This is a genomic window from Mesorhizobium sp. M0898 (genome assembly GCF_040319695.1).
Lineage (GTDB): Bacteria > Pseudomonadota > Alphaproteobacteria > Rhizobiales > Rhizobiaceae > Mesorhizobium.
In genome coordinates this window covers 39,385-64,738 of record NZ_JAMYOE010000001.1, presented here as the reverse complement: position 1 = coordinate 64,738, position 25,354 = coordinate 39,385, and the positions used below count along the sequence as shown (strand labels likewise).

General features: G+C 60.5%; 24 protein-coding genes and 1 pseudogene. 17 read left to right on the top strand and 8 right to left on the bottom strand.

What is annotated here, in order from left to right; genetic code table 11:
- Nucleotides 1-5: 5 nt before the first annotated feature.
- On the top strand, nucleotides 6-545 hold the full coding sequence (locus NKH90_RS00345) for a DUF1697 domain-containing protein (RefSeq protein ID WP_352795444.1): 540 nt from the start codon (nucleotides 6-8) through the stop codon (nucleotides 543-545).
- A gap of 29 nt (nucleotides 546-574) precedes the next feature.
- Here the strand turns inward: NKH90_RS00345 and NKH90_RS00340 are convergent, their stop codons facing one another.
- Entirely contained in the window at nucleotides 575-2,032 is a 1,458-nt protein-coding gene (locus NKH90_RS00340) for an NCS1 family nucleobase:cation symporter-1 (protein ID WP_352474257.1), read from the bottom strand.
- 193 nt (nucleotides 2,033-2,225) lie between these two features.
- Nucleotides 2,226-2,618, bottom strand: a complete 393-nt coding sequence (locus tag NKH90_RS00335) for an MmcQ/YjbR family DNA-binding protein (RefSeq protein ID WP_352613817.1) — start codon at nucleotides 2,616-2,618, stop codon at nucleotides 2,226-2,228.
- On the opposite strand from NKH90_RS00335, the pseudogene NKH90_RS00330 reads away from it, so the two are divergent.
- Nucleotides 2,614-2,823, top strand: a pseudogene (locus tag NKH90_RS00330) (ABC transporter ATP-binding protein); the annotation flags it as partial. The gene NKH90_RS00335 and the pseudogene NKH90_RS00330 overlap by 5 nt on opposite strands.
- A 17-nt stretch (nucleotides 2,824-2,840) precedes the next feature.
- Here NKH90_RS00330 and otsB read toward each other — a convergent pair.
- The 4 genes from otsB to NKH90_RS00310 all read right to left on the bottom strand — a co-directional run bounded on the left by otsB (nucleotide 2,841) and on the right by NKH90_RS00310 (nucleotide 8,831).
- A complete protein-coding gene (otsB, locus tag NKH90_RS00325) occupies nucleotides 2,841-3,602 on the bottom strand; it encodes a trehalose-phosphatase (protein WP_031211298.1) in 762 nt (253 codons plus the stop codon).
- Complete coding sequence (locus tag NKH90_RS00320; protein WP_023674969.1) at nucleotides 3,599-5,380, bottom strand: alpha,alpha-trehalose-phosphate synthase (UDP-forming); 1,782 nt, start codon at nucleotides 5,378-5,380, stop codon at nucleotides 3,599-3,601. The genes otsB and NKH90_RS00320 overlap by 4 nt, the downstream gene beginning before the upstream one ends.
- Nucleotides 5,381-5,558: 178 nt before the next feature.
- Entirely contained in the window at nucleotides 5,559-7,721 is a 2,163-nt protein-coding gene (locus tag NKH90_RS00315; RefSeq protein WP_352540550.1) for an amylo-alpha-1,6-glucosidase, read from the bottom strand.
- Between the two features lie 48 nt (nucleotides 7,722-7,769).
- Nucleotides 7,770-8,831, bottom strand: coding sequence for a glycosyltransferase family 4 protein (locus NKH90_RS00310; protein WP_352540549.1), 1,062 nt, complete (start codon nucleotides 8,829-8,831; stop codon nucleotides 7,770-7,772).
- On the opposite strand from NKH90_RS00310, the gene NKH90_RS34770 reads away from it, so the two are divergent.
- Nucleotides 8,817-9,389, top strand: a complete 573-nt coding sequence (locus tag NKH90_RS34770) for a DUF982 domain-containing protein (protein WP_502893790.1) — start codon at nucleotides 8,817-8,819, stop codon at nucleotides 9,387-9,389. The two genes, NKH90_RS00310 and NKH90_RS34770, sit on opposite strands and share 15 nt — an antisense overlap.
- A 33-nt stretch (nucleotides 9,390-9,422) precedes the next feature.
- Here NKH90_RS34770 and NKH90_RS00300 read toward each other — a convergent pair whose 3' ends face one another.
- Nucleotides 9,423-10,679, bottom strand: coding sequence for a methyltransferase family protein (locus tag NKH90_RS00300; protein WP_352816464.1), 1,257 nt, complete (start codon nucleotides 10,677-10,679; stop codon nucleotides 9,423-9,425).
- Between the two features lie 87 nt (nucleotides 10,680-10,766).
- Between NKH90_RS00300 and NKH90_RS00295 the strand changes: the two genes are divergently transcribed.
- The 11 genes from NKH90_RS00295 (at nucleotide 10,767) to NKH90_RS00245 (ending at nucleotide 21,176) form a co-directional block, all read left to right on the top strand.
- Entirely contained in the window at nucleotides 10,767-11,294 is a 528-nt protein-coding gene (locus NKH90_RS00295) for a hypothetical protein (RefSeq protein ID WP_352816462.1), read from the top strand.
- 6 nt (nucleotides 11,295-11,300) lie between these two features.
- Nucleotides 11,301-11,846 (top strand): hypothetical protein, encoded by a 546-nt coding sequence (locus tag NKH90_RS00290; RefSeq protein ID WP_352816459.1) that lies wholly within the window; start codon nucleotides 11,301-11,303, stop codon nucleotides 11,844-11,846.
- Nucleotides 11,847-12,107: 261 nt separating this feature from the next.
- A complete protein-coding gene (locus tag NKH90_RS00285) occupies nucleotides 12,108-12,332 on the top strand; it encodes a hypothetical protein (RefSeq protein WP_352502409.1) in 225 nt (74 codons plus the stop codon).
- Between the two features lie 215 nt (nucleotides 12,333-12,547).
- The gene (locus tag NKH90_RS34765; RefSeq protein WP_352977186.1) at nucleotides 12,548-12,802 is read left to right on the top strand and encodes a DUF6894 family protein; all 255 of its coding nucleotides are present in this window, start codon (nucleotides 12,548-12,550) and stop codon (nucleotides 12,800-12,802) included.
- Nucleotides 12,803-13,264: 462 nt separating this feature from the next.
- Nucleotides 13,265-13,807, top strand: coding sequence for a class I SAM-dependent methyltransferase (locus NKH90_RS00275; RefSeq protein ID WP_352502411.1), 543 nt, complete (start codon nucleotides 13,265-13,267; stop codon nucleotides 13,805-13,807).
- Nucleotides 13,808-14,044: 237 nt separating this feature from the next.
- Nucleotides 14,045-15,832 (top strand): ABC transporter ATP-binding protein, encoded by a 1,788-nt coding sequence (locus NKH90_RS00270; protein WP_352685742.1) that lies wholly within the window; start codon nucleotides 14,045-14,047, stop codon nucleotides 15,830-15,832.
- 6 nt (nucleotides 15,833-15,838) lie between these two features.
- Complete coding sequence (locus NKH90_RS00265) at nucleotides 15,839-17,020, top strand: glycosyltransferase family 9 protein (protein WP_352816457.1); 1,182 nt, start codon at nucleotides 15,839-15,841, stop codon at nucleotides 17,018-17,020.
- Nucleotides 17,021-17,029: 9 nt separating this feature from the next.
- Nucleotides 17,030-18,217: a glycosyltransferase family 9 protein gene (locus tag NKH90_RS00260; protein WP_352816454.1), complete on the top strand. Its 1,188-nt coding sequence runs from the start codon at nucleotides 17,030-17,032 to the stop codon at nucleotides 18,215-18,217.
- Nucleotides 18,207-19,385, top strand: a complete 1,179-nt coding sequence (locus tag NKH90_RS00255; protein ID WP_352816451.1) for a glycosyltransferase family 9 protein — start codon at nucleotides 18,207-18,209, stop codon at nucleotides 19,383-19,385. Before NKH90_RS00260 ends, NKH90_RS00255 begins: the two co-directional genes overlap by 11 nt.
- Before the next feature lie 301 nt (nucleotides 19,386-19,686).
- Entirely contained in the window at nucleotides 19,687-20,466 is a 780-nt protein-coding gene (locus NKH90_RS00250) for a sulfotransferase domain-containing protein (RefSeq protein ID WP_352471923.1), read from the top strand.
- Nucleotides 20,467-20,480: 14 nt separating this feature from the next.
- Complete coding sequence (locus NKH90_RS00245) at nucleotides 20,481-21,176, top strand: sulfotransferase family protein (RefSeq protein ID WP_352471922.1); 696 nt, start codon at nucleotides 20,481-20,483, stop codon at nucleotides 21,174-21,176.
- A 30-nt stretch (nucleotides 21,177-21,206) separates the two neighbouring features.
- On the opposite strand, the gene NKH90_RS00240 is transcribed toward NKH90_RS00245, so the two are convergent.
- The gene (locus NKH90_RS00240) at nucleotides 21,207-22,187 is read right to left on the bottom strand and encodes a glycosyltransferase family 2 protein (RefSeq protein ID WP_352815625.1); all 981 of its coding nucleotides are present in this window, start codon (nucleotides 22,185-22,187) and stop codon (nucleotides 21,207-21,209) included.
- 221 nt (nucleotides 22,188-22,408) lie between these two features.
- On the opposite strand from NKH90_RS00240, the gene NKH90_RS00235 reads away from it, so the two are divergent.
- The 3 genes from NKH90_RS00235 (at nucleotide 22,409) to NKH90_RS00225 (ending at nucleotide 25,290) form a co-directional block, all read left to right on the top strand.
- A complete protein-coding gene (locus NKH90_RS00235) occupies nucleotides 22,409-23,572 on the top strand; it encodes a glycosyltransferase family 4 protein (RefSeq protein WP_352816447.1) in 1,164 nt (387 codons plus the stop codon).
- 113 nt (nucleotides 23,573-23,685) lie between these two features.
- Nucleotides 23,686-24,459, top strand: coding sequence for a glycosyltransferase family 2 protein (locus NKH90_RS00230; RefSeq protein ID WP_352502417.1), 774 nt, complete (start codon nucleotides 23,686-23,688; stop codon nucleotides 24,457-24,459).
- Between the two features lie 108 nt (nucleotides 24,460-24,567).
- Entirely contained in the window at nucleotides 24,568-25,290 is a 723-nt protein-coding gene (locus NKH90_RS00225) for a glycosyltransferase (RefSeq protein ID WP_352448862.1), read from the top strand.
- The last annotated feature ends 64 nt before the right edge of the window (nucleotides 25,291-25,354 follow it).

Below are 25,354 nucleotides of genomic sequence, written 5' to 3'. Positions count from 1 at the left end.
CGCCCATGCAAACTTACGTCGCGCTGCTCTACAGCATTGTCCTGGGCGAGGGGCGGCGGGTCGTCATGTCCGATCTGAAGGCGATGGCCGAAGGCCTGGGTCTGAATAACCCGCGCACGCTGGTGGCGACCGGCAATCTGGTTTTCGAGGCGCAAGAAACAGAACTTGCGGCGTTGGAGCAGCGGCTGGAGGCGGCGTTCGCAAAGACTTTCGGCCGCCACGTCGACATCATCGTGCGCCGCGCCGACGGCTGGCTGAGGATGGCGGCCGGCAATCCGTTCCCAGCCGAATCGGCTGAGGCCGCGGACCAGGTGGCGGTGCGCGTGATGCGGGCGCCCGTTCCCGCCGAGACCGCCGCGGCGCTTGAGGCGTATGCCGGCAAGGACGAGAAGCTGCGGATTGTCGGCGGCGACATCTGGATCGTCTTTTCCAGCGAGACGCCGAGTTCGCGGCTGCTTGCGGCGGTCAGTCACAAACGCCTGGGCATCGGCACCTCGCGCAACTGGAATACGGTGCGCCGCCTGGCCAAGATGGTCGCAGAATAAACGGGGCGGCTCGCGCCGCCCCAAATCGCTCAGGCCTTGGCTATCCTGGCTCCGGCACCGAGTGCCATCGTGCGCAGCACGTAGTAGATGACGCCGGCAATTGCCACGCCGAAGAACCAGCCATAGACGCCCCACCATGACGGCAGCAGGCTGGTGAAATTGGGCAGGATCGAGGAGAAGACCGCGCCGATACCGGCGGCGATGAAGGCATTGACATGCCAGCCGCCCTGAAAGCGGAATTCGCCATTCTCCCTGTAGAGCGCCTCGACGTCGACCTCGCCCTTCCGGATCAGGTAATAGTCGACCATCATCACGCCGAAGATAGGCCCCATCGTCGCGCCAATGATGTTGACGAAGGAGGCGGCACTGCCTTCCCAGGGCGCGAATGGATAGAGCACCAGCGCGATCAGCGCCGCGATGTAGCCGCCCTTCTTGAAGTCGATCTGGCGTGGAAAGACATTGGAGAAGTCGAAGGCCGGCGACACGAAGTTCGCCACCACATTGATGCCGAGCGTCGCCACCGCAAAGGTCAGGGCTGCGAGCGCCGCCAGGAACCAGCTGTCGAATTTCGCCGAAATCTGGTCGGGATGCAGCAGCACCTCGCCATAGACGTCGAAGGCGGCGATCGTGGTGACGCCGGCGACCAGCGAGAACAGGATAAGATTGACCGGCAGGCCCCAGATGTTGCCCTTGCGCAGCGATGCCTTGTCGGGGGCGTAGCGCGCGAAATCGCAGAAGTTGAGATAGAGCGCGGAGAAATAGGTCACCCAGATCGCGGCCACCGCAAACAGCGAGGTCCAGGAGCCCGGCGTGCCCGGCACGCCCGCGTCCTTTGTCTTTTCCAGCAGCACATCCATCGGGATGTCGCTGGTGAACGCGAAGGTGCCTGCCTTGATGCAAAGATAGATCGCCAGGATCAGCATCATCACCCACACCGCCGGTCCGGCCCAATCCTGGAAGCGGCGCACCGTTTCCATGCCTTTCTGGATGATCAGGAGTTGCAGCGCCCAGATGACGGCGAAGCAGATCACCTCGAGCCCGGAGTGGCCGAGGAAATGGGTGCTCTGGTTGAAGTCGGCGAACCATTGCGAGCGGATCAGCAGGGCTACGATCGCCCCGGAGGCGGCCGCCGTCTGCGCGCCGTACCAGAAGCAGGCGACGATGGCGCGCACCAGCGCCGGTATGTTGGCGCCCCAGATGCCGAAGGAAGCACGCGCCAGGACCGGGTAGGGCACCCCGGTCTTCACGCCGGCATAGCCGACCATGTTCATCAACGCATAGATGATCAGCGAACCGATACCGATGGCGATGATGAAGTTGACGAAGCCGCCGCAGAACAGGAACAGGCTGGCAGCGAGATAGTAGCCCCACAGGCTGTGGACGTCCGACGTCCAGACGTTGAAGATCGAGAACGGTCCCCAGTTTCGAACCTTCGCCGGAGCGAGATCCTCATTGTACAGGTCCGGTGATGCGCCTTGTATTGTCATTGCTATGTCCTCCCCTTGCAACCGCACGCGCCTCCACGCATGGCACGCAGGTTAAGCCTGACGCAGGGGAACCGGCAAGCAGACGATTTGCCGGCTTTGGGCTTAAAGTCATTCAATGAGAAACGCGCTTATCGGCGTGGCGTCGTTGAGCTTCTAGCGCCGGCGATTCGTGGGGTGACACCAATCGCTCGACCTAAGCTCCAGAGTCCACCTTGTGCGTGATCAGGGCGGCAAGCTTTTTGGGCGCTTGTGCGCGATAACTCTCATCGAGCCATGACTTCAGTTGTCCCATCGGTGGCAGTTCGTCCGGTGCTGGTTCGAACGTCACCCATCCGCTCTTGCCAAGGCCGTACTCCGTCGGCGACGCATAGTGGAGCTTTCTCGCCTCGTCGCCGCTGTAGGGGAGTTTGAGGGAGATGCTGAACCGTTCGCCTTCAAGGCTCAAATAAGCAAAGGTCTTGCCTTTCACCGCGAGATCGTCGTGACCAGGCCACGGACTCTTTGTCTCGGCGCCTGGATAGGTGAGGCCGAAGGCGCGCAGTTCCTTGAGAACGGCATCGGTCGAAGCGCGCGATTTCCTACTCATCAACTCTCCTCCATCGCTGTCGGTGGCTATCCTGGCAGACGAGCCGACGGGGAGCCTCGACAGCAAGAGCTCGGAGCAGGTGTTCACAATCCTGCAGAATCTGGTGCGCGAACGCGGCAAGACGGTCGTGGCAGTCACGCATGACCTCGACATGGCCGCACGCATGGATCGCCGCATTCACATGGTGGACGGGAAGATCAGCTGAACCGGGCCACGGCGCGATCAGGCCACCGCCGACGTCTCGAAACTGGCCTCGAGCCAGGCTATTGCGCCCGTCACGTCGTCGAGGACATAGGTTGCGGCCGTCGGTCCGTTCGGCTTCACGCGGATGGAGATGCCGCCAATTTCATTGATCGCCTCGAAACCGTGTTCGTCCGATGTATCGTCTCCGAGGAATATCGGCCGCCGGCCAACAAAGGGCGGAATGTCCATGAAACGCCGGATGGCAGCACCTTTGACGGCTTCCAAAGGCATGAGCTCGACGCCGGCGTTTCCCGGAAGCACCCGATAACCCTTCGGAAGCCGGGCCAATGCCTGTTCGACGAGCTGGATTGCGGGTGCAAGCAGTTGCGGTGCTGCTCTTGTATGAACGGCAAGGACCGGCCCCTTGCGCTCGACATAGACCTTGCCGCTGCCCAGTTCGGCCTCGATCTCGTCCGCAAGGGCGGCGATGTCGGCCGGCGCGTCGGCGGCATCGATCGGACCGCTCGGCGTCAGCCGGTGCTCCAGCCCATACAGTCCGGCAATCCGCAGCTTCAGCGGGTGGAACAGCTTGTCCACGGCGGGAATCGATCGGCCTGTGATGAAGGCGACCGCACCATCCAGCCGCCGCTCGATGCGTTCGAGCAGATTGCGCAATTCCTCGCCGACGAACACCGCGTCGGGATGGGCAGCGTGTTCCAGCAGGGTTCCGTCGATGTCGAGAAAGAGCGCCCATTGCCCTTCCGACAGGTTCAACGCCGGTGGTTGTTCAAAGCTTTTCACGACGCTGCCTTCCGAGCCCGCTCGAACATCGAGATGACGTTGTTGGTGTTCGATGGCGGGCGCTCGCCGGTTCCGGTCACCCTGTCGAGATCGCCGCGTTTGCGCAGGCGCGCGGCGTCCAGCAGCATGCTGCCGGCCCAGCGGTAGACATTGTTGTCGCGGACCATCTCGCGCATCGGCCGCAAACGTTCGCGCTGCTCTTCCGGCGTCATCGTCAGCGCCTGCAACAGCGCCTCGCTCATCATGGCCGCATCGTAGGGGTTGACGATCAGTGCTTCCAGCAATTCGCGCGAGGCACCGGCGAAGGTGCTGAGCAAAAGCACGCCCTGTTCGTCGTCGCGCGCTGCGACGAATTCCTTGGCGACAAGGTTCATGCCGTCATGCAGACTGGTGACCATACAGATGTCGGCGGCACGATAGACCTCGTAGACCTGCTCCTGCCGATGATGTTCGGCGACCATCAGGATAGGGCTGTATGTCTCGCTGCCATAGCGCCGGTTGAGCTCCTCGGCACAGCGGCGGCATTCGTCGTGGAGTTGCTGGTAGGCGGGCAATGTCCCCCGGCTCGGCGCGGCGATCTGCAGGAAAACCACCTTGCCTATCCATTCGGGATATCTCGTGAACAATTCGTCCAAGGCATGGAAGCGATCGAGAATGCCTTTCGTGTAGTCGAGGCGCTCGACGCCAACGCATAGTTTGGTATCCGCAGACAGGCCGAATCTGTCGCGCACGCTGGCGCGGCACTCCTCCACAGACGGCAGTTTTGCCAGCAATTGGGCCGGCCATTCTATGGAAATGGGATAGGCGTGGACCAATGTGGTCTGCCCACCATAGGAGATTGCCGCGTCTGCCCGTTCGATCCGGCTCTCCAGAAAGCGGTCGACACTTTCGGTGAAGTTGTTGGCATGGAATTGGGTATGAAAGCCGATGATCGAACTGCCGAGCAGTCCTTCCAGGATCCGCTCACGCCACGGACAGATGCTGAATACTTCCGAATTAGGCCACGGGATATGCCAGAAGGTGATGACTATCGCGTCCGGCAGGCGCTGGCGGATCATGCGCGGTAGCAGCGCGAAATGATAGTCCTGCACCAGCACGATCGGCCGTTCGTTGCGGGCTTCGGCAACCACCGTATCGGCGAATTTGCGGTTGACGGCCTCGTAGGCATCCCAGTCCGAGGCGCGAAACACGGGGCGGGTGAAGGCGATATGGCAAAGCGGCCATAGGCCCTCATTAGCGAAACCCAGATAATAGCCCTGATATTCCTCCTCCGTCAGCCAGACCCTGCGCAGCGTGTAGGACGGATTGCCCGGTGGCACCTGCACCCGGTCGTCCTTGTCAACGGTGAGGCGGTCTGCCGTGCCGCCGCCATAGGCGATCCAGGTGCCGGCACAGGCGCGGGTGATGGGCTCGAGTGCCGAAACCAGGCCGCTGGCCGGCACCAAAAGTTGGACCCCGTCGTCCTTGATGTTGTGGATGTAGGGTTCGCGGTTGGACACCACGATGACCTGTGCGTCCGGCAGGTCGTCGGCCAGGATCTTGCGCAACGTGTCCGGCGACCACGTGACCAGTGCCGCATCGGCGGACTGGCCGTTCTTTTCGAACTCGCGCAGCACCTTGCGTGCCGCTTCCGAGGCGACATCCTCGCTCGGCGTGTATGCGGCGGCCGTTGCGCGACCGCGGCGCTGGCGGGATATCGACAGGAGAATGGCAAAAGCGGAAAAGCCAAAACTTGCAATCAGCAAAACCCAGAGCAGGTTTACAGTATAATCTGACATGGAATGTGATCTCGCCTCCGGCCGGCCGATAGCCGTTTTTTTATTTGTTTTCTGGTTCGCCGCCGTATGACAACGACAGCGTCCCCACCCCGCCCATTTTTGCAACGCACAAAGAGGCTATCGGTTCCGGACGATTGCAACGCGCGCGTCATTTTCGATGCGCCGCAGCGCGGCGGCATCAAGTGCGCACGATGAGCGGCACCATCCCCTCATACCGATCGGCGAGAAAGGCAACGACCCGGTCGCCGACACGCTGGAATGTGAGGTCGACCACTGTCGAGCCGACACCCAGATGCCGCAATGTCAGCGTGTCGATGCCGATCGGCAGCCTTGGGCGGGTGACCCGGATTTCGCTGTTCCAGCCGTCGATTTCGAGCCCAAGGCAGGCCTGCATCAGCATGAAGGCCGATCCCGCTGACCAGGCTTGCGGCAGGCACGCGACGGGATAGGCGATGGGCGCTTCGCCCGGCGACCGGGTAAAGCCGCAGAACAGTTCAGGCAGCCGCATGTTGAAATGGACAGCCGATTCGAACGTGCCGCTCATCAGCCGGACCACGCTGTCGCGCACGCCATAACGTGCCAGGCCTGCACCGCACATGGCGGTGTCGTGCGGCCAGATCGAACCATTGTGGTAGGACATCGGATTGAAGAATATCGCATCGTCGGCCAGCGTCCTCACGCCCCAACCAGAGTGGAACGACGCGGAGAGCAGCTGATCGGCGACCATCTGCGCCCGTTCCGGCTCGGGCAGCCCGACAAAGAGAAGATGGCCGGCATTCGACGTCCGTACCTTGCAGAGCTCGCCTGCACCGTCGATCGCCAGTGCATAGAAATTGAGATCGTCCATCCAGAAATGGCGTTCCACCGCGGCGCGCATGGTTTCGGCGCGTTCCTCCCAATGATCGGCCTTGTCGTCCTCGCCGCGGCGGCGGGCGAGCGCCGCCAGCCCACGGAACGCGGCAAAGACGTAGCCTTGCACCTCGACCAGGGCGATCGGCCCCTTGGGCATGCGGCCATCGGCATGGAAGACGGAATCGAAACTGTCCTTCCAGCCCTGGTTGGCAAGGCCGGTCTCGGCGCCGCGCTGGTAGGTAACGAAGCCGGTCGCGCGGCTTGTCTCCTCCGTCCATTCGGCCGCTGCACAGAGCGATGGCCACAGGCTGTCGACGAACGCCATGTCGCCGGTACGATCCGCATAGGCGCAAGCGAGATGAATATAGAGCGGCGTGGTATCGACGCCGCCGTAATAGCGGCCGAACGGGAGCTCCCGCAGTGCCGCCATCTCGCCCTTGCGGGTCTCGTGCATGATCTTGCCGGGCTGCGAATCGCTGAACGGCGACGTTTCGGTCGCCTGATGCTGGGCGAGAAAGGCGAGTACGCCGCGCGCCAGCCCAGGATTCAACCACAGCATCTGCAATGCGGAAATCACCCCGTCACGGCCAAATGCCGTCGAGAACCAGGGTATGCCGGCATAGGGGTAAGGTCCGGTTGCAAGCTCGGTGGTCAGCAGCGCCACGTCCGCGCGCGCGCGTTCGATCCAGTCGTTGAAGACGCGGCCAGAACTGTGCACCGTCGCGCCGTGGCGGCGTTTGGCGCGCATGCCGAAGCGAGCGCGGGCGGCTGCAGCCCGAAAACGGTCGCGGTCGGGTGTCTCCGCCACTTCCGGGCCGACCTCGATATAGAGGACCTCGCTGCTGCGCTTCGTCACCGCAACCAGGAAATCCGCGCGGCTGGCGGTCAAATTGTCCGGCGCCTGCGAGAACGAGATCGCCGACAGGCGCACGAGTTGGTCCAGCCCGTCATATCGAAGCACCACGGATGTCGGACTGGTCTCGGCGGCGTGGGCTATTCCGCGCTTGAGCCGGGTCGAACCGCGCACCTCGAACATGTCGCGGAAATCTGCTGCGAAATGCAAGGAAACCCGAATGGCCGACGATTCCTGGCTGTAGTTGGAAAGGGTGATGCGCTCGAACAGCCGGTCCTGCCAAAGCAGCCTGACGCGTTCTATGTGGATCGCGCCCTGCGGAATGTCGCGACCACCGACACTCTGGATCGGCAGATTGGTCAGGTTCGAGGTGAAAAGCACATTGTCCTGGCTGAGCGAGGCGCCGAGCAACGACATTTGCCGGCCACCGACCGTCAGCCGGAATTCCGAAAGCACACGCGTGTCGTCTCGGAAAAAGCCATCGCCGGCGCCGCGGATGTCGCCATAGGCGTCGGCCACCGCGAAGCAGTCGGCTTGCTTGAGGGCGAACAGCCGGTGCGGCTCCCGGGGCGCAACCTCGTCGAGGGAGGCAAGGGCTACGGCGGGATCAAGCTTACGCTCGTCGAGTTGATTCATACGTCACAAGCTCTGTCGTTTCGTTTCCAACGTCCACAATGACGCCGATCAGGACGCTCTCGCTTCACCGGGAGTACCGATCAGGCGCGCATAGGCAGCCACATAGTCGTGGGCCATTCTCGTGGCAGAAAAACGGTTTTCGAACACGGCTCTCACCTGTCGCCTGTCGAGGCGCAGCAATTCCGGTATCGAGGCGACCGCAGCATCGACCGTATCGACAAGGAACCCGGTCACGCCGTGGTCGATGATCTCCGGCAGGGCACCGCATTTCCAGGCGATCACCGGCGTGCCACAGGCCATAGCCTCTATCGCGGCAAGACCGAACGGCTCCGGCCAATCGATCGGAAACAGCAGGCCGGCCGCCTTGCCGAGGAATTCCGCTTTTCTGTCCTCTTCGATCTCGCCGATATAGTCGACACGGTCGCCGTCGATCAGCGGCTCGACCGTGTCGTGGAAAAAAGGGCGGTCGTCGTCGCCGATCTTTGCCGCAAGCTTCAGTTTCAGCCCGGAGCGCAAGGCGATCTCAATGGCACGGTCCGGGCGCTTGTCGCGCGACAGCCGGCCCAGAAAGGCCAGATACGGCTCGTCCACCTCCGTCTCGAAAGTCGGCTCATACGTATTGATCGGTAGCCCGTGATGGATGGTCGCCAGCCAATTTGCCCTGGGTAGCCCGGTTCTCTGGCTACACGAAATCGAGATCATCGGAAAGCGCGGAAAATGTTCGTAGGCCGGGGCCAGGTCGACATAGTCGAGCCTGCCATGCGGTGTCGTCACCGTCCGGTCGGGCATGTGTTCGAAGAAAGGAAAATGCAGGAAGTGGCTGAGATGGAAATGGATGATGTCGAACTGTTGCGCACGGCTCCTCACCTCGGCGAGCATCGAGAGATGCGCCGCGGTTTCGGATTTGTGCGGGCGCGGATCGAGACGGAGCGCGCGCTCGCGACACGCCACCAATTTCGCCGACGTCTTGGTATCGCCGCTGGCGAACAGGGTCACGTCATGGCCAAGCTCGACCAATCCTTCGGTCAGATAGGAGACGATGCGCTCCGTCCCTCCATAGAACCGGGGTGGCACGGATTCATGGAGCGGCGCCACATGGGCTATTCTCATGTTTTGGCATTTCCCTCAAAAAGACTGCTCGTGGCATCGAAATGCATCAGCCGCGCTAACGTTCCCGTACAATGGCAAGATGCCACCCAATTGGGGCAAGATGTCACCCAATTGGAGCTGCCGGGCGCGTCGACCGTTGCTCGTCTCGTCCAGCAAACATTTTTCAGGCCAAGCCATGTTTTGCCGGGAACCAAAGTCGGGTTCGCGAGTTTAGTGGGGTTCGATCGCACGCATCCGGTCGACGGGGAGGAAATGATGGACCGCTTGCAATTCTTTTCGCCCGTGCGGATTTTGCGCGGACAGGGACAGCCCGTGGAGGAGATCGACAGCGTTGCCGAAGCGATGGCATTCTTGCGAAAATGGCCGGCCGGGCGGCGCGGGCCGGTTTACCAGTGCGCCGTGAATTGCTGCGCTGCGGCCATGGCCGGCCGGATGTCGGCCGAGGAAGCGAGAAAGGCTTTTGCCGGCTTCGCCCGGATCACCCGCCTGCTCGAGGGCGATCGGCCGTTGCCGATGAGCGGCGAGGATCGGCATCGCGATCACGCCTTGAGGCGATAGGCCAGCTGCCGCAGATGGTCCGAGCAAGGGCATTCAGCCTGAGCGCCTGATCGGCGACCGACTCGCTTTCGCGAACAGTCGTTTGAGCTGAGCAACGGCGCCGTTTTCGCTGATGTAATCGCGATAGGCGACGTAATCGGGGTCGCGTGACAGATGGCATTCCTCGGTGATGGCGCGGAGTGCGTAGATGGCATTGAGCGCGAGCAGGATGGCGGAGTGCCGCAGCGCTTCAGCGGGTCCTGCGGCGGTGAGGAAAGGTAGGGAGACCAGCCACCAGGAGAGGTTTTTCGAAACATAGGCCGGATGCTTGATCCAGCGATACGGTCCGCAGGTGATGATTCCGCGATTGGTGAGATTGGAAAATCTCAGGCCAAAGCTCACGGTGGACCAGACAAAAATCAAGATGCAGAAGAGGATCGCCGATCCCCAGAAAACCTGGAGCGCCGGTGAGGGCATCACCGCCGTCCAGTTGGCGCCCGTTTCGTAGTTCAGGTAGGCACGGGTGGCGGCGTTGATGGGTTCATAACAGGCAAGACAAACCAGCCAGCCGAATACGGTGGGCTCGACCGTGCGGATATGATTGTCGAGGACGCGCAGCGTGAAGACGTAGCCGACGACCGCGACAAGAACATCCACCATGAACAGGAGATCGATTGCAAAAGCGTGCCAGCGCATGATGTCGAATCGATACGGTTGTTCCAGCCCGGCAAGGATCGAACCCAGTGTGGAGCACAGATAGACGAACATCAGCGGCAGGAAGAAGCCTTTGACGATCCAGCTCCGCACGTGCTGGCGTATCTGCTCGGTCCTTTGCGGCACGGCGCCGCTGAGGACGAATGCACCGATTTCGGCATATGAATCTTCCGGATCGGTCTGCCGGCGGTCGACATAAACAACATAAAACGGCGCGGCGACGAGCAGCGCCGGCAAGGTGTCGTAAAGCGCCGCCCAGTAGGGGGCGTAAAACCCGCGCCGGTATTCCGGTACTATCCAGTAGACTGCGGCAATGGTCGTGAGCGTGACGATGAAGCCGATAAGCTTGCGCACGACGCGCTCGACTTCAAGCACTCGCATCGGCTTCGCCTGCAATCCCGTCGAACGCCTCCGGAACGTCTGGAAATAGGCCGTGTCGACCGCGATCATCGCTGCCGCGGTAGCTGCAATGACAGTCATGGCCTGCAAATGTACAGGCCAGCTTCTGTTGACGAGCACTCCGACGGCCAGCGCAAGACCAAACAGTCCTGCAAGGCCGGTGAGGGGCGCGGTCGCGGATTTCGGTTGGAGCGTCAAGCTGCTACTCCCGTTGCATGAGGGTTGATCGTCGTCGGCGGCCGCGACGGGTCACGTAGTGTGCCCACCCGCCGCCGCTGGTGCCACTTGAGCAGCCGCTACACTCCACCGCTGCCGTTGGATCCGCTGCTGCTTGTCCCGTCGTTGCCGCCGCTGGATCCGCTGCTACCGCTCGATCCGCTTGAGCCGCCGCTGCTTGTTCCGTCATTGCCGCCGCTTGAACTGCTGGTGCCACTCGAACCGCTGCTGCCGCTGGAGCCGCTGCTGCCGCTCGAACCGCTGCTGCCGCTTGAACCGCTGCTGCCGCTCGACCCGCTGCTGCCGCTGGAACCGCTGCTGCCACTCGAACCGCTGCTGCCGCTCGAACCGCTGCTGCCGCTCGAACTGCTGGTGCCACTCGAACCACTGCTACCGCTCGAACCGCTGGTGCCGCTGGAACCGCTGGTGCCGCTCGATCCGCTGCTGCCGCTCGAACCGCTGCTGCCGCTCGAACTGCTGGTGCCGCTCGAACCACTGCTGCTGCTTGAGCCACCGATGGGCCTGTTGTTGAGGTTGTGTGGCGAGCGATGGTTGTTGGCGCCCTCGTTTGTATTTTCGCAGGTGCATTTGCGCTGATATTTGGTGCCGAAAGCACTGTGTTCATTGCTCGCCTTCTTGCAGACCAACCTATGGCAAATCAAATTCGCTTCGGTCGTCTCGGGGGTAAGGCCGGTGATCACTATTGCGGTTGTCGTGGCCGCCATGGCCATGATCGAGAACCGGAGTAAATTCCGAAAATTTTGCATAGATACCTCGCTTTCTGACGCCTCGCTTCTCGGGCTCGCGCCCAAGCTTCCTGATTGTCGAGCGGGTATTTGCAACAAGGCCGCATACGGATCGCTTACGCCTCAGCGGTCGGGCTCAGGGCGGCGAAAAAAGTTGAACAAAGCGCAGACAATGCTGCCGCATTGCGGTATTTCGACCAGAAAAAAGGAAGATGCACTTTGGGGGAAACGGAAAATGTCGAAACGGCTTAGACTGGTGCTGGGAACGGCCGGCGCAATTGCCGTCGCCATTGTCTGGGGGATCATCGCCACGTTAATGGGTGTGCCATCGATTCTGATCACTGTAGGAGCGGTCGCGATCGGCGCGGGCATCTACAACTATGTCGATCGAAGCCGAAGCTGATCCGGTTATCAGGCTACGGGCATAACGCAAAAATCCCACCGTCGCAGACTGTCTGCGGCAATGCTCAGTGTACGAAAATTACCAACGACAGCGGTCTGTGGAACGAGTGGCCTGCCGAAGCTATTGTGGTGTCGGTCCGAGACACCCCCGCCTCGGGTCATTGGCTCACCCAGCCGAGTGGTCCGCTGCTACCCAATGGCAGCGGACCTTCATCCGGAGGACAGACCCGGAAGACGGATTGTGCCGAATCGAGGGAGAACGATGGTCGTTGACGAGATTGCCGCGCGGCGCCTGAAAATTCTGCTCGAGCAATACATGGAGACCAGGAAGAGGCGCCACGATGCGGTTTCCACCGCAGCGGCTGAGATCGCGATCAGGGCTGTCATGCCGAATTGCCCGGCCTCCGGAAAAGTCCTGGACGACATGATTGCGGCATGTGCGTTCGAACACGGGCTGGGGGTGCTGTTCGATCGACCTGACGCATGAAGGCCTAAATGCCATGAATCCCAACGCCAAAATCGCACGTTGCTGTCGTGCACAAATCCGACGCTGTTCCTGAGGCGCTCGCGACTAATGCGCATCGCGTCGATCGGCCTCATGCGATGCGCTGTAAGTGCCTGTTTTTGTGCATGTCGTTGCCGCAAAACCGCTGCACAGTTTTGCGCGACATGCATTAGAGAAACCGACCGACCGGAGCAGCCATGCCGAGATATTTTTTCCATTTCCGAAACAATGAGGGCCGCTTGACGGAAGATTTCGAGGGTCAGGAGTTGGACGGTTTGTCCGCGGCTCAGGATAACGCAATGGCCTCGGCCAAGGAAATCCTGGCCGAGGGCCTGCTCAGCGGCAGCCCGGTCCTGACAGGTCTTTCCTTCGAAATCTGCGACGAGAACCGAAAGCTGCTTTTCCGATTTCCATTCTCGGAAGCTGCCGAAAAGGCCGGCACTCGGCCGTGATTGGCCAAAAGCCCCGCGATGCGGGCGAGCTTTGATCGAGCCTGGCTGAAAAACCGCATGTCGCGGCAAGACGGTCGTTAGTGCAAATCAGCACCGTAGCCAAATTAGTAGCATAGCTGCCGGCACAAAGCAAGAACAAATATGGCTTGCCTTGCCTACGGGGCATTACTTATGTCCCTGCGTGTGCCGGCCCGGGCTATCGTGCGTTTCAGGAACTCGAGGGCAGGCACGGATAGGGGCGCCAAGCGACGTTGCCATTTCCAACCAGTATGTCGATTTGTCGGGCCGGGTGTTCGTCAACTTACCGAAACGTCTTCGCAGGATGCTGTGATCAGGAGTTCCTTTCTCCCGCGGTTGCGTTTACAGGACGCTCAGGACAGTGTCGTTTGCGCGCCAGCTACTAGACCGAGTTAGGCCGGGCGCACAGTCCCCTCCGTCAAGGAAACCAGTCCGGCGCCGTTTTTGGAGAACAATGATTTGTGGTGGTCAAATAAGCAAAAGAGATTCAAGGGAACGTGGGACGACCGACTGGACGGCCTATTCTCAGCAGAGGTCGACTACGCCGGGAAATCCATTCTCGATGTTGGCTGCAACATGGGTATTGTCGCCTATGAGATATCCAAGCTAGGACCGAGTTCGATCCATGGGATCGACATTCTCAAGCCGCATATCGAGACGGCCAGGATGATCTTCCTGGGTTGTCCGGTCCAAAGCCAGTTCGATTGTCTCGATCTTGGCAGCCGGAAGCTGCAAAATGTTCTCAAACCGCAGTACGACATCGTCATGCTGCTGGCGGTCTACCATCACATGCAGTGGAGCCTCGGCGCGGATAAGGCGCGACGCGTGCTGTGCGATATCGCCGGGCGTGCTCAAACGATCGTTGCCCGCGTCCCTCCTGGCAAGGATAAGGAGATGATCGCGGTGCTTTCGGATGTGGGCTTTTCAATCAAAAGCAATCACACATCGCCTCTTGGAAGCCATCTCATGGTCCTCGCGAAACACTGACCGGGCATAGCGCGGCCGACGGCGAATGGCGCAAGAGCCGCGTGGCTGGGATCCGCTATGCTCGGACGCGAGGGACCGACAGTCATAAGCCGATGACGTGCAAGGATCCGGTTCGGCATTGACTGCGGTCGGGAACGAAGCCACAGACAGGTGATCGAAACCGTCTCGTGCTTCAAGACAACACGAAGACCGGACGGGATCGCAACGGGCGGCGACAAGATGATTGCAAAGAAACGAGTGTCAACGGTCCCGGCATATCCGCTGATCAAGCGTCTGATTGGCGAAAATCTGCCGCCGCACAAGATGCTGTATGTGACAGGTTTGCTGTGCTCGATCGCTGCTGCTGCCGCGGTCGGCGCGACGGCCTGGATCATGAAAGTCATGATCAACACCATCTATGTCGAGCGAGATGCTGCCGCTGTATCGGGTATCAGCGTCGTCATCATCGGCATTTTCCTGGTCAAGGGCATAGCTGCCTACTGCCAGACCGTCACAACGGGAAAGATTCGCCGGGCTATCGTTTCGGACCTGCAAAACCGGCAATTTTCTCGAATGGTGCGTTTCGACATCAGCCGTTTCGCGAACCAGCATCCGGCAAAATTCATCTCCAAAATCATGTTCAACGCGCGCGCCGGGGCGACCGTTATTCTCACCCTCACGAGCAGCGCCGTCTCTGATCTGCTGACCCTGATTGCGTTGGCCAGCGTCATGGTCAAGCAGGACCCGGTGATGTCGCTGATATCCGTGGCGGTTCTGCCGATGCTGTTCCTGTCAGTCGGCGCGATAACCAGGAAGCTCAAGGCGCTGGCGAGGGGCGAGACGGAATTGGCCGCGCAGGTCCAGTCGATCGGCACGGAAGCCGTCGAAGGCATCCGCACCATCAAGTCCTTCCAGCTCGAGGACAAGGCCGTCGCCAGCTTTGCAAAGGCCGTCCGCAAGATGGAAAGACGTGGCATCCAGATCAACCGGACGTCAGCATTGATGAGCCCATTGATGGAGACCGGCGGCGGCGTGATCATCGGGCTTTTCGTTATGTACGCCAGCTGGCAGACCCTCGGCAACGGCAAGACGCCCGGCGAATTCATGGCCTTCATTACCGCGTTCCTGCTTGCCTATGAGCCTGCCAAGCGGTTGGCCCGGGTCAATGTCGACATTCAGAAGCAAATGGTCGCCGTCGAGCAGATGTATGACTTGATCGACACGCCCGAGCAGCGGCGACTCGCGATTGCGGGCGAGCGTCTGACCGACGTCGATGGTGGTATCCGCTTTGAAGATGTGGCCTTTTCCTATGACGGCAACAGCCCCGCGCTCGAGGGTGTTTCCTTCGACGTGCGACCTCGTGAGAAGCTGGCGATCGTCGGCCGCTCCGGCGCCGGCAAGACCACCATCGTCAATCTGATCCTGCGTCTGATGGAGCCGGACAAGGGCAGGATCCTGATCGACGGAAAGGACATTTCGAAGATCAGCCTGGCCGACGTTCGCGATAACATCGCACTGGTATCCCAGGACGTCTTCCTGTTCGAAGGCTCGATTCGCGACAACATTCGCGACGGCCGCCCGAATGCCACGGATCAGGAAATCGAGTCCGCTGCGAACCTCGCCCGGGTCACCAGCTTTGCTTCGGCGCTCGAAAACGGGCTCGACACGCTTGTCGGGCCAAGCGGCACCAACCTGTCCGGCGGCCAGAAACAACGCGTTGCCATCGCGCGCGCCCTGCTCAAGAATGCTGCGGTAATCGTCTATGACGAAGCGACATCCGCGCTTGACGGTGAAAACGAACGGGCGGTTATGGAGGCAGCCTTCGACAACACATTTCAGCGCACAGTGATCTGCATTGCGCACAGGCTGTCTACAATCAAGGCGGCCGATCGTATTCTCGTGTTTGACGCCGGACAGCTTGTCGATGCTGGAACGCATGACCAGCTTGCCAAGCACAGCGAGATATATCGTTCGATATTCCACCTGGAGACGCCCGATCCGATGGTCGAAAGCGGCAAAAAGCTGCGGCAGAGCGTATTGCGCTGAAGGCCGATGACCAGCTTTTATCACGGTTCCTATGTCCGGTATGTGATTGGTGGACTGGGCCTTCAGGTGCGCCGGTACAAAAAGGCGGTGCGCGGGTTGTTTTCCGGTCGCAAGCAGCCTCGTTCCATTCTTGAGCTGCAGGCCAAGGTTGCGGCCCTGATTGTGCGCAGGGACTGGAAAGGCCTTGAAGCCGGTACCAATGAGATGGCTGTCACGGCCGATCATAATCGCGACCCCGAGCTGATGCAGAAGGCGGGCCAGGCGTTCGAACGCCTTGGCAACTTTGCGCGGGCAGCTGAGCTTCGGCTTTCCGCTCGCCGGCTGCGGAAAGGGAAAGGCGCCAACGAGTGGACCGGCGAGAATCTCGGATCGGATACACTGCTGATCGATCTTGTGGAGGATGACCCGCGCAGCCTTGGCCGGGTTATCCGCCACGCGCGACTGGCCGGCGCTGCCGCTGCCTATGCGCAAAGCGCAACAATCCGGGTCGAGCCGCGCCTGGTATCAATTCTGCAGCGAACGTTCCCGAAGGCGACCGTGGTCCCGGCGCAGCGGGATGTGGTCGGCGACAAACACGCGACTTTCGAAGATCTCGCCTGGGTGTTCGGACGCGACGCCGAAAGGCTTGCTGCCGACTTCGTACCGCTGCAGGCAGATCCTGAACTCGTCGAGACATTCCGCAAGCGCTATCGCTCGATGACGGATCTGCCGCTGGCAGGTCTCTCCTGGGGCAGCAAATCCCACACCAAGGACGTGCCTGATTTTTCTGAATGGGCACGGTTCATCGCCCAGACACAAGCGACATTCGTTTCGCTCCAGTACGGACAGATCAAGCCGGCGTTGCGGCGCCTTCGCAACGGCAACGGCGCGCGTCTGATCTTTGACAATAGCGTCGACCAGATGGTCGACATGGACCGTTTCGCCGCACAGGTCGCTGCACTCGATGCTGTCGTGACGATCAGCAATACGGCGGCCCATCTTGCGGGAGCCCTTGGCGTGCCGACTGTTTTCCTCATCGACGACAATTTTCAGACGGCATGGCCAGTGACCGGCGACCGGACACCCTGGTATCCGAAGGGCATTGTCATTCGCAAGGAGGGGCGCCCTTGGTCGCTGGTGCTCGACGAGGCTGGCCGGCGGCTCTCGTCGATCCTGACGACGCTTTCCGACGCTCCCCGGGGACGATAGAACATCGCCGTGCAGAACAGACGAACCATCCTTCAGAAGGCAAAAACCGCCGATCTGCGCCCGCAGGGCGCCGTCGGCAAGCGGCTGCAGAAGGTCCTCGAGCGGGCAAAGGAACTTCTTAGACGTCCCTCGCGCCACGCCGACGAAAGCGCCGAACGGCATATGAGGCTGATGGAGGAAAGCGTGCAGCGTGGTGATTGGCAAACTGCTCGCGACCATGCACTGGCGCTTGGGGTGCTTGGTGAGCAGCTTGGCGATCTCGGCCTGATCAAGAAAGCGGGGCGTGGACTGAGGCGTCTCGACGGAGGAAATCGCATCTGGCAGTTGATGGCGGCGAGCAAGCAGCTGCGCGGCAGGCCCGATTGGGATGGCAGTGATCTTGCGGGTCGCACGCTTCTCGTCGATCGTCGCGAAGGCGACCTGGCGATCTTTTTCCAGTTCGCGTCTTTGCTTGGTCCAGCAGCTGTGGCTGCTGGTCGATGCATTGTCTTCGTCGAGCCGCGACTGGCACCGCTTTATCGCAGAACATATCCTGCGCTTGATGTCAGGATTGAAGGGGAAGAGGACATGGCGGCAGTGGACGCCGATGTCGTTGCCGGTTTCGAGACACTCGCAAAGCATTTCTGGCCGGACGACCCGGCGGCACGCGCGCCCTTCGTTCCGCTGGAGCCGGACCGCCGACTGGTTGCCGAGCTGCGCGGCACCTATCTCGATGGCGGCCCAGGTCCCCTGATCGGATTTGCCTGGGGAAGCCTGAACAAGAGCAAGGATCTGCCGGCTCTGGACGATTGGCGGACGCTGTTCAGCAGCCTGCCGGGGCGCCTGGTCAGCTTGCAATATGGCGATGTCGGGCCGGCCCTCTCCGAGTTCGAGCGCCACGCTCCGGGGCGCATCATCCATGACGCTTCAGTCGACCAGTTGACGGACATGGACCGCTTTGCCGCCCAAATTGCGGCGCTCGACGCGGTGGTCACGATCAGCAATACCGGCGCCAACCTCGCCGGAGCGCTCGGCGTGCCGACGATTGTCATGCTCGACGATGGATTTCGGCTGTCCTGGCCTGCTTTCGGTGAGACCGTCGCCGCATATCCGAGCGTTCGACTGGTCCGAAAAGGCGGCCGAGCCTGGGCGTCGGCAGTCCAGGAAGCAGGCGGACGGGTCATGCAAATCATCGGCGGAGCTGGCGATGGAGGGTAGCCAACTTCTCGGCCGGTTGCGCCGCGCTGTCGCGCTTGCAGGCTACAGATACAAGGTCTGGTTCCGACGTCACCGGCGGCAGCTCTTCCTTCGCTGGCGCGACGGCGACATTGCCGATCAGATGGCGGATTATCGGCGAAGCGTCGAGTCCCGCGATTGGCCAGCGGCACTGCCGAAAGCCCTGGCTCTTGGATCCATTGCGAAGTCGAGGGGCGAGGTCCACCTGATCGACGAGCTCAGCAAGGCGCTGATGCGGATGGGCGCCTATGGCCCAGCCGCCGAACTCAGGATCGCCCGACGCCACATCGTCAACGGCCGCGTCGATGGCGAGTGGCTGGGCCAGGATATTTCGGGCCAGACACTGCTGGTCGATCTGATGGAAACCGAAAAGCAGGGTCTGGCCACCGCGATCCATCATGCGAGTTCCGTCGGCTGTGCGTTGGGGCGCGCCGCCCGTTCGATCGTCCTGGTCGAGCGCCGCCTGGTACCGCTCTTTCAGCGCACTTTTCCGACCGCCGATGTGCGGCCGGTCGGCGCTGACGGCAAGGCTGCCTATGGCGAGGCGCAGGCCTTCGCCGGCGTCCAGCATCTGACTGCCGTTTTCGAGACCGACGAGGCGACGATCCGCGAGCATTTCGTGCCGCTTAAGCCGGATCCGGCCCGGGTCGCTGAACTTCGCGCCCGCTACCGGCATGAACGACGGCCGTTGGTCGGTATCGCATGGGGCAGCTCCAATCCCGGCAAAGACCTGCCGCCGCTAGCCGCTTGGCGAAACCTGATCGGCCGACCGGACCTCCGGTTCGTCTCGCTGCAGTACGGCCAGATCGAGACCGATCTGAAGTTCCTGACCGACGGTGAGCCGGAGCGCATTCTTCATGACAGATCGGTCGATCAGCTCGTCGACATGGACCTTTTCGCCGCGCAGGTTGCCGCGATGGACGCCGTGGTGACCATCAGCAATACCGGAGCGCATCTGGCGGGCGCGCTCGGCATCCCCTCGATTTTCATTCTGGGCGACGGCTTCAAGCGCTCCTGGCCGGTCGAGGGCGACCGCACGCCCTACTATCCATCGGCCGTGCTGGTCTCGAAACGGGAACGCCCCTGGTCCGTGGTGATGGGCGAGGCCGAGGCCATCCTGGCGCCATGGCTCACAAAAGTGAGTGGCTAATGCATGTCGTCCGAAAGGGCGTCACTGAAGACGCTTCGACGCGATCCGCATTAAGGGTTCGGCCGACGGATCGTGGAATGGAGCGCCCGCGTCGAACAGTCGTCGCAACAGGCCAAAAAACATAAGGCATTCCGAACCGGGATATAGTAAAGGCCAATTCGCCCCGCAGAGGATCGCAATTCTTGCTGGCATTTCTGCCTTGTGTTCGAATTAGCCGTAGGCTTAGGCGCCCAGTAATGGGGTTGGTCTGGCCGGCAGCGGTTCGGGCGCCAGCTCTGATAATCTAAAGGAGGTCTCTCCCATGTCCTTTCTAAAATTTTTCCAGGCCAAAGCGCCGCCTCTTCCTCTTATCGTATCCTTTCCAAAATCGGGGCGCACGTGGCTACGTGTCATGCTGGACGATCTCGGAGTTGAAGTTCAATACATTCACGACGGAACCGACCACAAGTTACTTCGACCGAAATCGAGCCTCAAGGAGAATAAATCTCGATACAAGAAGAGAAGAACAATAATGCTTGTTCGCGATCCAAGAGATACGGTGGTCTCAGGGTACTTTCAGGTTCAGAAGCGCCACATGCTTCCAGCGGGATCGTTCAGTGATTTTATCAGAAGCGACAATCATGGGATTGAAAAGATCATCAGATTCAATCTGCATTGGTTCGCGGCCATGCCCCGGATGCGCGAAATCCGGTATCTTCAATATGAAGATATGCATCGGGATACCGCTGGTGTCCTTCGCGCGATCCTTGGATTCCTGAACCAGCAGGCTGACGATCGGACGCTTGTCGAGGTGGCGAACAACCGAACGTTCGACAAGATGAAAGTGAGTGAATCGACCGGTGATCTGTCCGATCGATACGGCAAGATATTACAGCCGCGCGATGCGAATGATCCCGAAAGCTTCAAGGTGCGCAAGGGCAAGATAGGCGGTTACGGCGAATATCTTTCCGAGGACGATGTGGCCTATTGTGACGAGCAGTTGGCTAAGTTCGAATATTGGGAGAAGCTGGACAAGGTTTTTAGCACGAACGGCTTGTGCTACGCTCGCGTCGATAACCGCGCCCGGGTCGCCTTGGGTTAGGGAGCATTGCCGACATGGTGATGCGGACCGGATTCATTTGCGGCTGCGGCCATAGCGGGACGACGTTGATTGCGACGATCCTTGCGTCGCATCCCGACGTCTACCTGCCGCTCCAGGAAACCAACATTTTCTTCAAGTGGACGCCACTGGCCATGTTCCGCTTCTGGAAACTGAAGCGGGCGGCGCTCGATGCTGGAAAGAACGTGCTGCTTGAAAAGACACCGCGGCATATCCGCCGTGTCGCCCGCATTCGCCGGCTCGTGCCCGGTGCGCGTTTCGTCATGCCGGTGCGAGATGGACGCGACGTCGTAGCGTCCCTGATCAAACGACTTGGCGACCCAACGGAGGCTCTCGACCGCTGGATCAACGACAATGCGCTGGTTCTTGCGGAACGGGGAAAGCCGGATGTGCTGATCTATCGCTATGAGGACCTGGTCGAGAATCCGGCCAAAGTCGTCGAGCAGATATGCGGCTTTCTCGATGTAACCTTCAGGCCGGATCTCCTCGACTATCACAAGAACCCGCAGCAGTGGTTCAAGCCGACCGACGCCAGCGGCGAGACGCCACATGCGGTGCTCCGGAACCAACAGGTCAATCAGCCGATCTATGACGGGAGCGGAAGATGGCGCTCCGAACTTGGAAACGCCGAGCTACAGGACCTGGTACAGGGACGAGGTGCCCAGCTTATGAAAGCATTCGGTTATGCATGATCTCGGCTCGGCATCTGCTTGAACTGCCGTCTACCAATCAATTTTGTCGATCAAACCCGTTTTGAACAGGCTGTGAGCTCCTTCGTACAGCATTGACTGTTCGCTCATCGCGCTGAGAGCGGCTTTACCGCTCGATACCTCATGATACTGGCGATATTTGGAAGCGCCGTTCCAATACTGACCTTCCGCCACCGCGACCTGCGCCTTGTCGTTGAAATCGGCGAAGAACTTGAAATGAAGCAGGCCAGCCAATCCCTTTATATAGTTTCGCCAGTAGGGCAGCGGTGAGTGAATCGACGTAAAAATCGTCTGGCGATCAACATATATCAGAGGAAACTTGGTCAACTTGTGCTGCCTGGCGAAAAGCCGGGTTCTCGGGCCGCCTGTGATCTTGAGATGCCGGGGGCTCCTCGTCACCTCATAGCCGCTGCCGTCGAAATGGTCCGCAACTTGCCATGGCGGCACGATGGGATCGAAGGGTACGTCCCAGATGTTTCCGCTCGGATACATGTCGATCATCGGCGCCAGCAGGCGTGTCATTCCGCGCCGCTTGAGCCAGTCGGCCATCGCACCGAGCGGATGCTGATCCATGCCGTCATAGACAAGATATTCGTCCGCATCCACGGTCAGATACCAGCGAGGCTGACCATAGATCTGCACAATCCGCTGCCGCCAAAGGTTTCCCAGGTCCGACTGCGAATAGGTGACCGGCGAGCTGAATAGATCGACATCTGGCTGCTCGGCCAGAAGCTCAGCTGTGCCGTCGGTCGAGCGATCATCGAGGACGGCGAATCTGGTGACGCCGAGTTCGCGATAGTGCTTCAGGAACGGGGGTAGCCTGTCCGCCTCGTTGCGGATGACGAGGATCAAAGGCAGGTCATTCGCGTTAAGGGGCGTTATCGGCCGCAGCGATGACACTTCTGCCCGTCTTCCGAAGGTGTGTCTCAGCCGATATATGGCGGTGTCGGTAATCGTCCGGCGGACAATGGCGGGCCAGGTTGCTTTGCTCAAGCCATCGATTCCCCTCATGGCGGTCACCGGCTGGAGCTGGCGCTGATCCGCTGTTTGCAGTTAATTTCTACATGCAGCACCGTTAGGCAAATCGCAAGCAGTTGCGGACAATCGACACAGGCCTGTTCTGAGTTCCGGCGGGGGAGCTTTCCAAGTGTTGCCGATGCGAGCTGGCCTCTATAGACATCGTCAGATGGCAACAAGGCCGGAGCCCAGACCCTATGTACGCCGGCATTCGTGGCACCGAAATTCAATTCGACAGGCCGATCCTGTTCGTGCGCCAGCGTTATGCGCCTTTTGGCGGAGGCGAGATCATGCTGGAAAACATGATGGCCGCATTCGCCGCGCGTCAGCGGCCGGTGGCCGTGCTCTCCGGCGACTGGCCGCGCTATGAAGGCATAGAATTCATCCATTGTGCCGGCCGCCGCTTTCCGCGTTCGCTGCGGGCGGCGTCCTTTGCTCAAGCTGCCTGCCGCAAGATCGCCGAGATGCCGCCGGCGCTGGTGCAGAGCAACGATCGCCTCCCGTGCTGCGATGTCTTCCGGGCCGGGGAGGGCGTTCATGCCGCCTATCTTGCCGAGCGGCGGCGTTTCGAGACGCGGCTTGGCAGGGCGGCAATGGCGCTGAGCCCCTTTCACCGCCAGACGCTGCGCCTTGAACGTGCAACCTACGCCAGCCCGAGGCTCAAAGCTGTCATTGCCATTTCGAAGATGGTGGCAGAGGACATTGTCCGTCACTACGATTATCCGGCGGAAAATGTGCACCACATTCCCAACGGGGTGGATCTCGACCGCTTCAACCCGCAGCTTCGCCAGCAGCATCGGGCGACAATCCGCGCGCGGCTCGACGTCGACGAAAACAGGCCGGTCGTCCTGTTTGTCGGCTCGGGCTTTGCGCGAAAAGGACTGCTTGCACTGATGAAGGCGGCCGCCAGGCTCGATGGCGAGCCTGAATTGTGGGTCATCGGCCATGATTCGCGCGCCGACGCTTTCAGGCAGGCCGGTGACAGGCTCGGTCTCGGCGCACGGCTCAAGATGCTGGGGCCGCAGAAAGACATGCTGCCGTGGTACGGCGCGGCCGATATTGCCGTGCTGCCTTCCATCTATGATCCTTTCGGCACAGTGGTCATCGAAGCGATGGCCAGCGGCTTGCCCGCCGTGGTAAGCACCGGCTGTGGAGCGCGCGAGCTTGTCGAGCGGTTCGAGCCGACGCTCGTTTGCGATGCGGCCAGCGAAAGCGACCTCGCTGCAGCGCTCGCGCACGCGCTGCAGTTGTCGTCACGACCTGACACCGCAGCCCGGGTGAGAGCGGCGGCCGAACACTATGATTTCAATGTCATGATCAAGCGAATGATGGCGCTTTATGAAAGCCTTGATCTGAAATGATTTTCGACTTTGTTGAATTAGGTTAGTACCCTCAGTGTGCTAACGGGCCGGGAGCCGATGCTGCAGATGCATTCGAATGACAGTGGCAGCTTTGATGCCGGAGCATTCTGACCGTGCCGGCGCTCTCGGTCATTATCATCACCCGCAACGAGGAGGCGTCCATCGCGCAATGCCTTCAGTCGGTCCATTTTGCCGATGAGATCGTCGTTCTCGACAACAACAGCAGCGACAGAACCAGGGAGATTGCCGGTGCTCTGGGGGCAAAGGTTCTGATGACCGTCGATTGGCCCGGTTTTGGCGCGCAAAAAAACCGTGCGCTGGCCGCGGCAACGGGGGATTGGATCCTGTCGCTGGATGCCGATGAGTGGGTGGAGGCGCCGCTCGGCGCGGAAATAAGGGCCGCAATCGCCGACCCAAAAGCCAATGACGGCTTCGAAATACCGAGAAGATCGCGCTTTTGCGGGCACATTGTCCGCCATAGCGGCTGGTCGCCCGATCTGGTGCTCAGGCTCTTCCGTCGCCGCTCCGGGCGGTTCAGCGACGACACCGTGCACGAGAAGGTATTGGTGAACGGGAAGGTCAGCCGATTGTCCCAGCCGATCGAGCACGATTCCATTACCGACTTGGCAGATGCCCACGACAAGATCGGCCGGTACGCAGAAGCGTCCGCCGCGCAACTGCTTGCCGAGGGCAAAAAAAGCTCGATAGGCAAGGCGGTCTTGCGCTCGGTCTGGGCCTATGTGCGCAGCTATATTTTCCGGCTGGGATTTCTGGACGGTTCCATTGGTGCGATGGTGGCCGCGTATTCGGCCAGCTACACCTATCAGAAATGGGCTCGTGTCGCATTGGGAATGCGAGGCCAGGTCCACCCAAAAACGCAAGGCTGAGGCCAGGACAAATCTGTGAGAAACCGGCTTGGTTGACCGCAATTGTTGCCGAGCCATCGCCAACTAGTTAGTGTACGACCGTAAAAATCGAAAGCCAGGGTAGTGAATATGACTGATGCGTTTAGGGTATTTATCGGATGGGACAGTCGTGAGCCGATCGCGTACGACGTCGCGCGACACTCGCTGCTCAAACATGCGTCGGCGCCTGTCTCCGTCATTCCGATCAAACAGGACGAGATGCGTGCCCGCGGGCTATATTGGCGGGAAAAAGACCCGCTCGCCTCAACGGAGTTCACCTACACGCGCTTCCTCACGCCCTTTCTCGCCGACTACACGGGTTGGGCCCTGTTTTGCGATTGCGATTTCCTGTGGCTTGGTGACGTCGCAGGCCTGCTGAAATATACGGACTCAGACAAGGCGGTCTATTGCGTCCAGCATGACTATACGCCGAAGGCCACAACCAAGATGGATGGTGTGGTCCAGACGTCCTATCCTCGGAAAAACTGGTCGTCGCTGATGCTGTTCAACTGCGCGCATCCTTCGGTCAGATCGCTCACGCCAGAGGTCGTGAATCAGGAAAGTGGCGCCTATCTTCACCGAATGCAGTGGGTTGCCGACAAAGATTTGGGCTCATTGCCGGTAGAGTGGAATTGGCTCGAAGGTTGGAATGAAAAGCCTGCGGTCGGCACACCTAAGGCGGTCCACTATACCAGCGGCGGCCCGTGGTTTGCCGAATGGCAGAATGTCGACTACGCCGATTTGTGGATAGCAGAACGCGACGAGTTCCTGGCTTCCGATCAAGCGGAATCTTCTCAGAGCGCCGTTCGATAAGAACATCGTGTTTGGCAGGTGACCTGGGCGCTTCCGAAAGTGGCATTGATTTTCGTGTCGCCAA

Bases quoted from the DNA above. Each gene is read 5' to 3' on its own strand.
- NKH90_RS00345 (WP_352795444.1), top strand. From the start codon at position 6: ATGCAAACTTACGTCGCGCTGCTCTACAGCATTGTCCTGGGCGAGGGG.
- NKH90_RS00340 (WP_352474257.1), bottom strand. From the start codon at position 2,032: ATGACAATACAAGGCGCATCACCGGACCTGTACAATGAGGATCTCGCT.
- NKH90_RS00335 (WP_352613817.1), bottom strand. From the start codon at position 2,618: ATGAGTAGGAAATCGCGCGCTTCGACCGATGCCGTTCTCAAGGAACTG.
- NKH90_RS00320 (WP_023674969.1), bottom strand. From the start codon at position 5,380: ATGTCAGATTATACTGTAAACCTGCTCTGGGTTTTGCTGATTGCAAGT.
- NKH90_RS00315 (WP_352540550.1), bottom strand. From the start codon at position 7,721: ATGAATCAACTCGACGAGCGTAAGCTTGATCCCGCCGTAGCCCTTGCC.
- NKH90_RS34770 (WP_502893790.1), top strand. From the start codon at position 8,817: ATGGGCTATTCTCATGTTTTGGCATTTCCCTCAAAAAGACTGCTCGTG.
- NKH90_RS00310 (WP_352540549.1), bottom strand. From the start codon at position 8,831: ATGAGAATAGCCCATGTGGCGCCGCTCCATGAATCCGTGCCACCCCGG.
- NKH90_RS00285 (WP_352502409.1), top strand. From the start codon at position 12,108: ATGGTCGTTGACGAGATTGCCGCGCGGCGCCTGAAAATTCTGCTCGAG.
- NKH90_RS34765 (WP_352977186.1), top strand. From the start codon at position 12,548: ATGCCGAGATATTTTTTCCATTTCCGAAACAATGAGGGCCGCTTGACG.
- NKH90_RS00265 (WP_352816457.1), top strand. From the start codon at position 15,839: ATGACCAGCTTTTATCACGGTTCCTATGTCCGGTATGTGATTGGTGGA.
- NKH90_RS00255 (WP_352816451.1), top strand. From the start codon at position 18,207: ATGGAGGGTAGCCAACTTCTCGGCCGGTTGCGCCGCGCTGTCGCGCTT.
- NKH90_RS00250 (WP_352471923.1), top strand. From the start codon at position 19,687: ATGTCCTTTCTAAAATTTTTCCAGGCCAAAGCGCCGCCTCTTCCTCTT.
- NKH90_RS00245 (WP_352471922.1), top strand. From the start codon at position 20,481: ATGGTGATGCGGACCGGATTCATTTGCGGCTGCGGCCATAGCGGGACG.
- NKH90_RS00235 (WP_352816447.1), top strand. From the start codon at position 22,409: ATGTACGCCGGCATTCGTGGCACCGAAATTCAATTCGACAGGCCGATC.
- NKH90_RS00225 (WP_352448862.1), top strand. From the start codon at position 24,568: ATGACTGATGCGTTTAGGGTATTTATCGGATGGGACAGTCGTGAGCCG.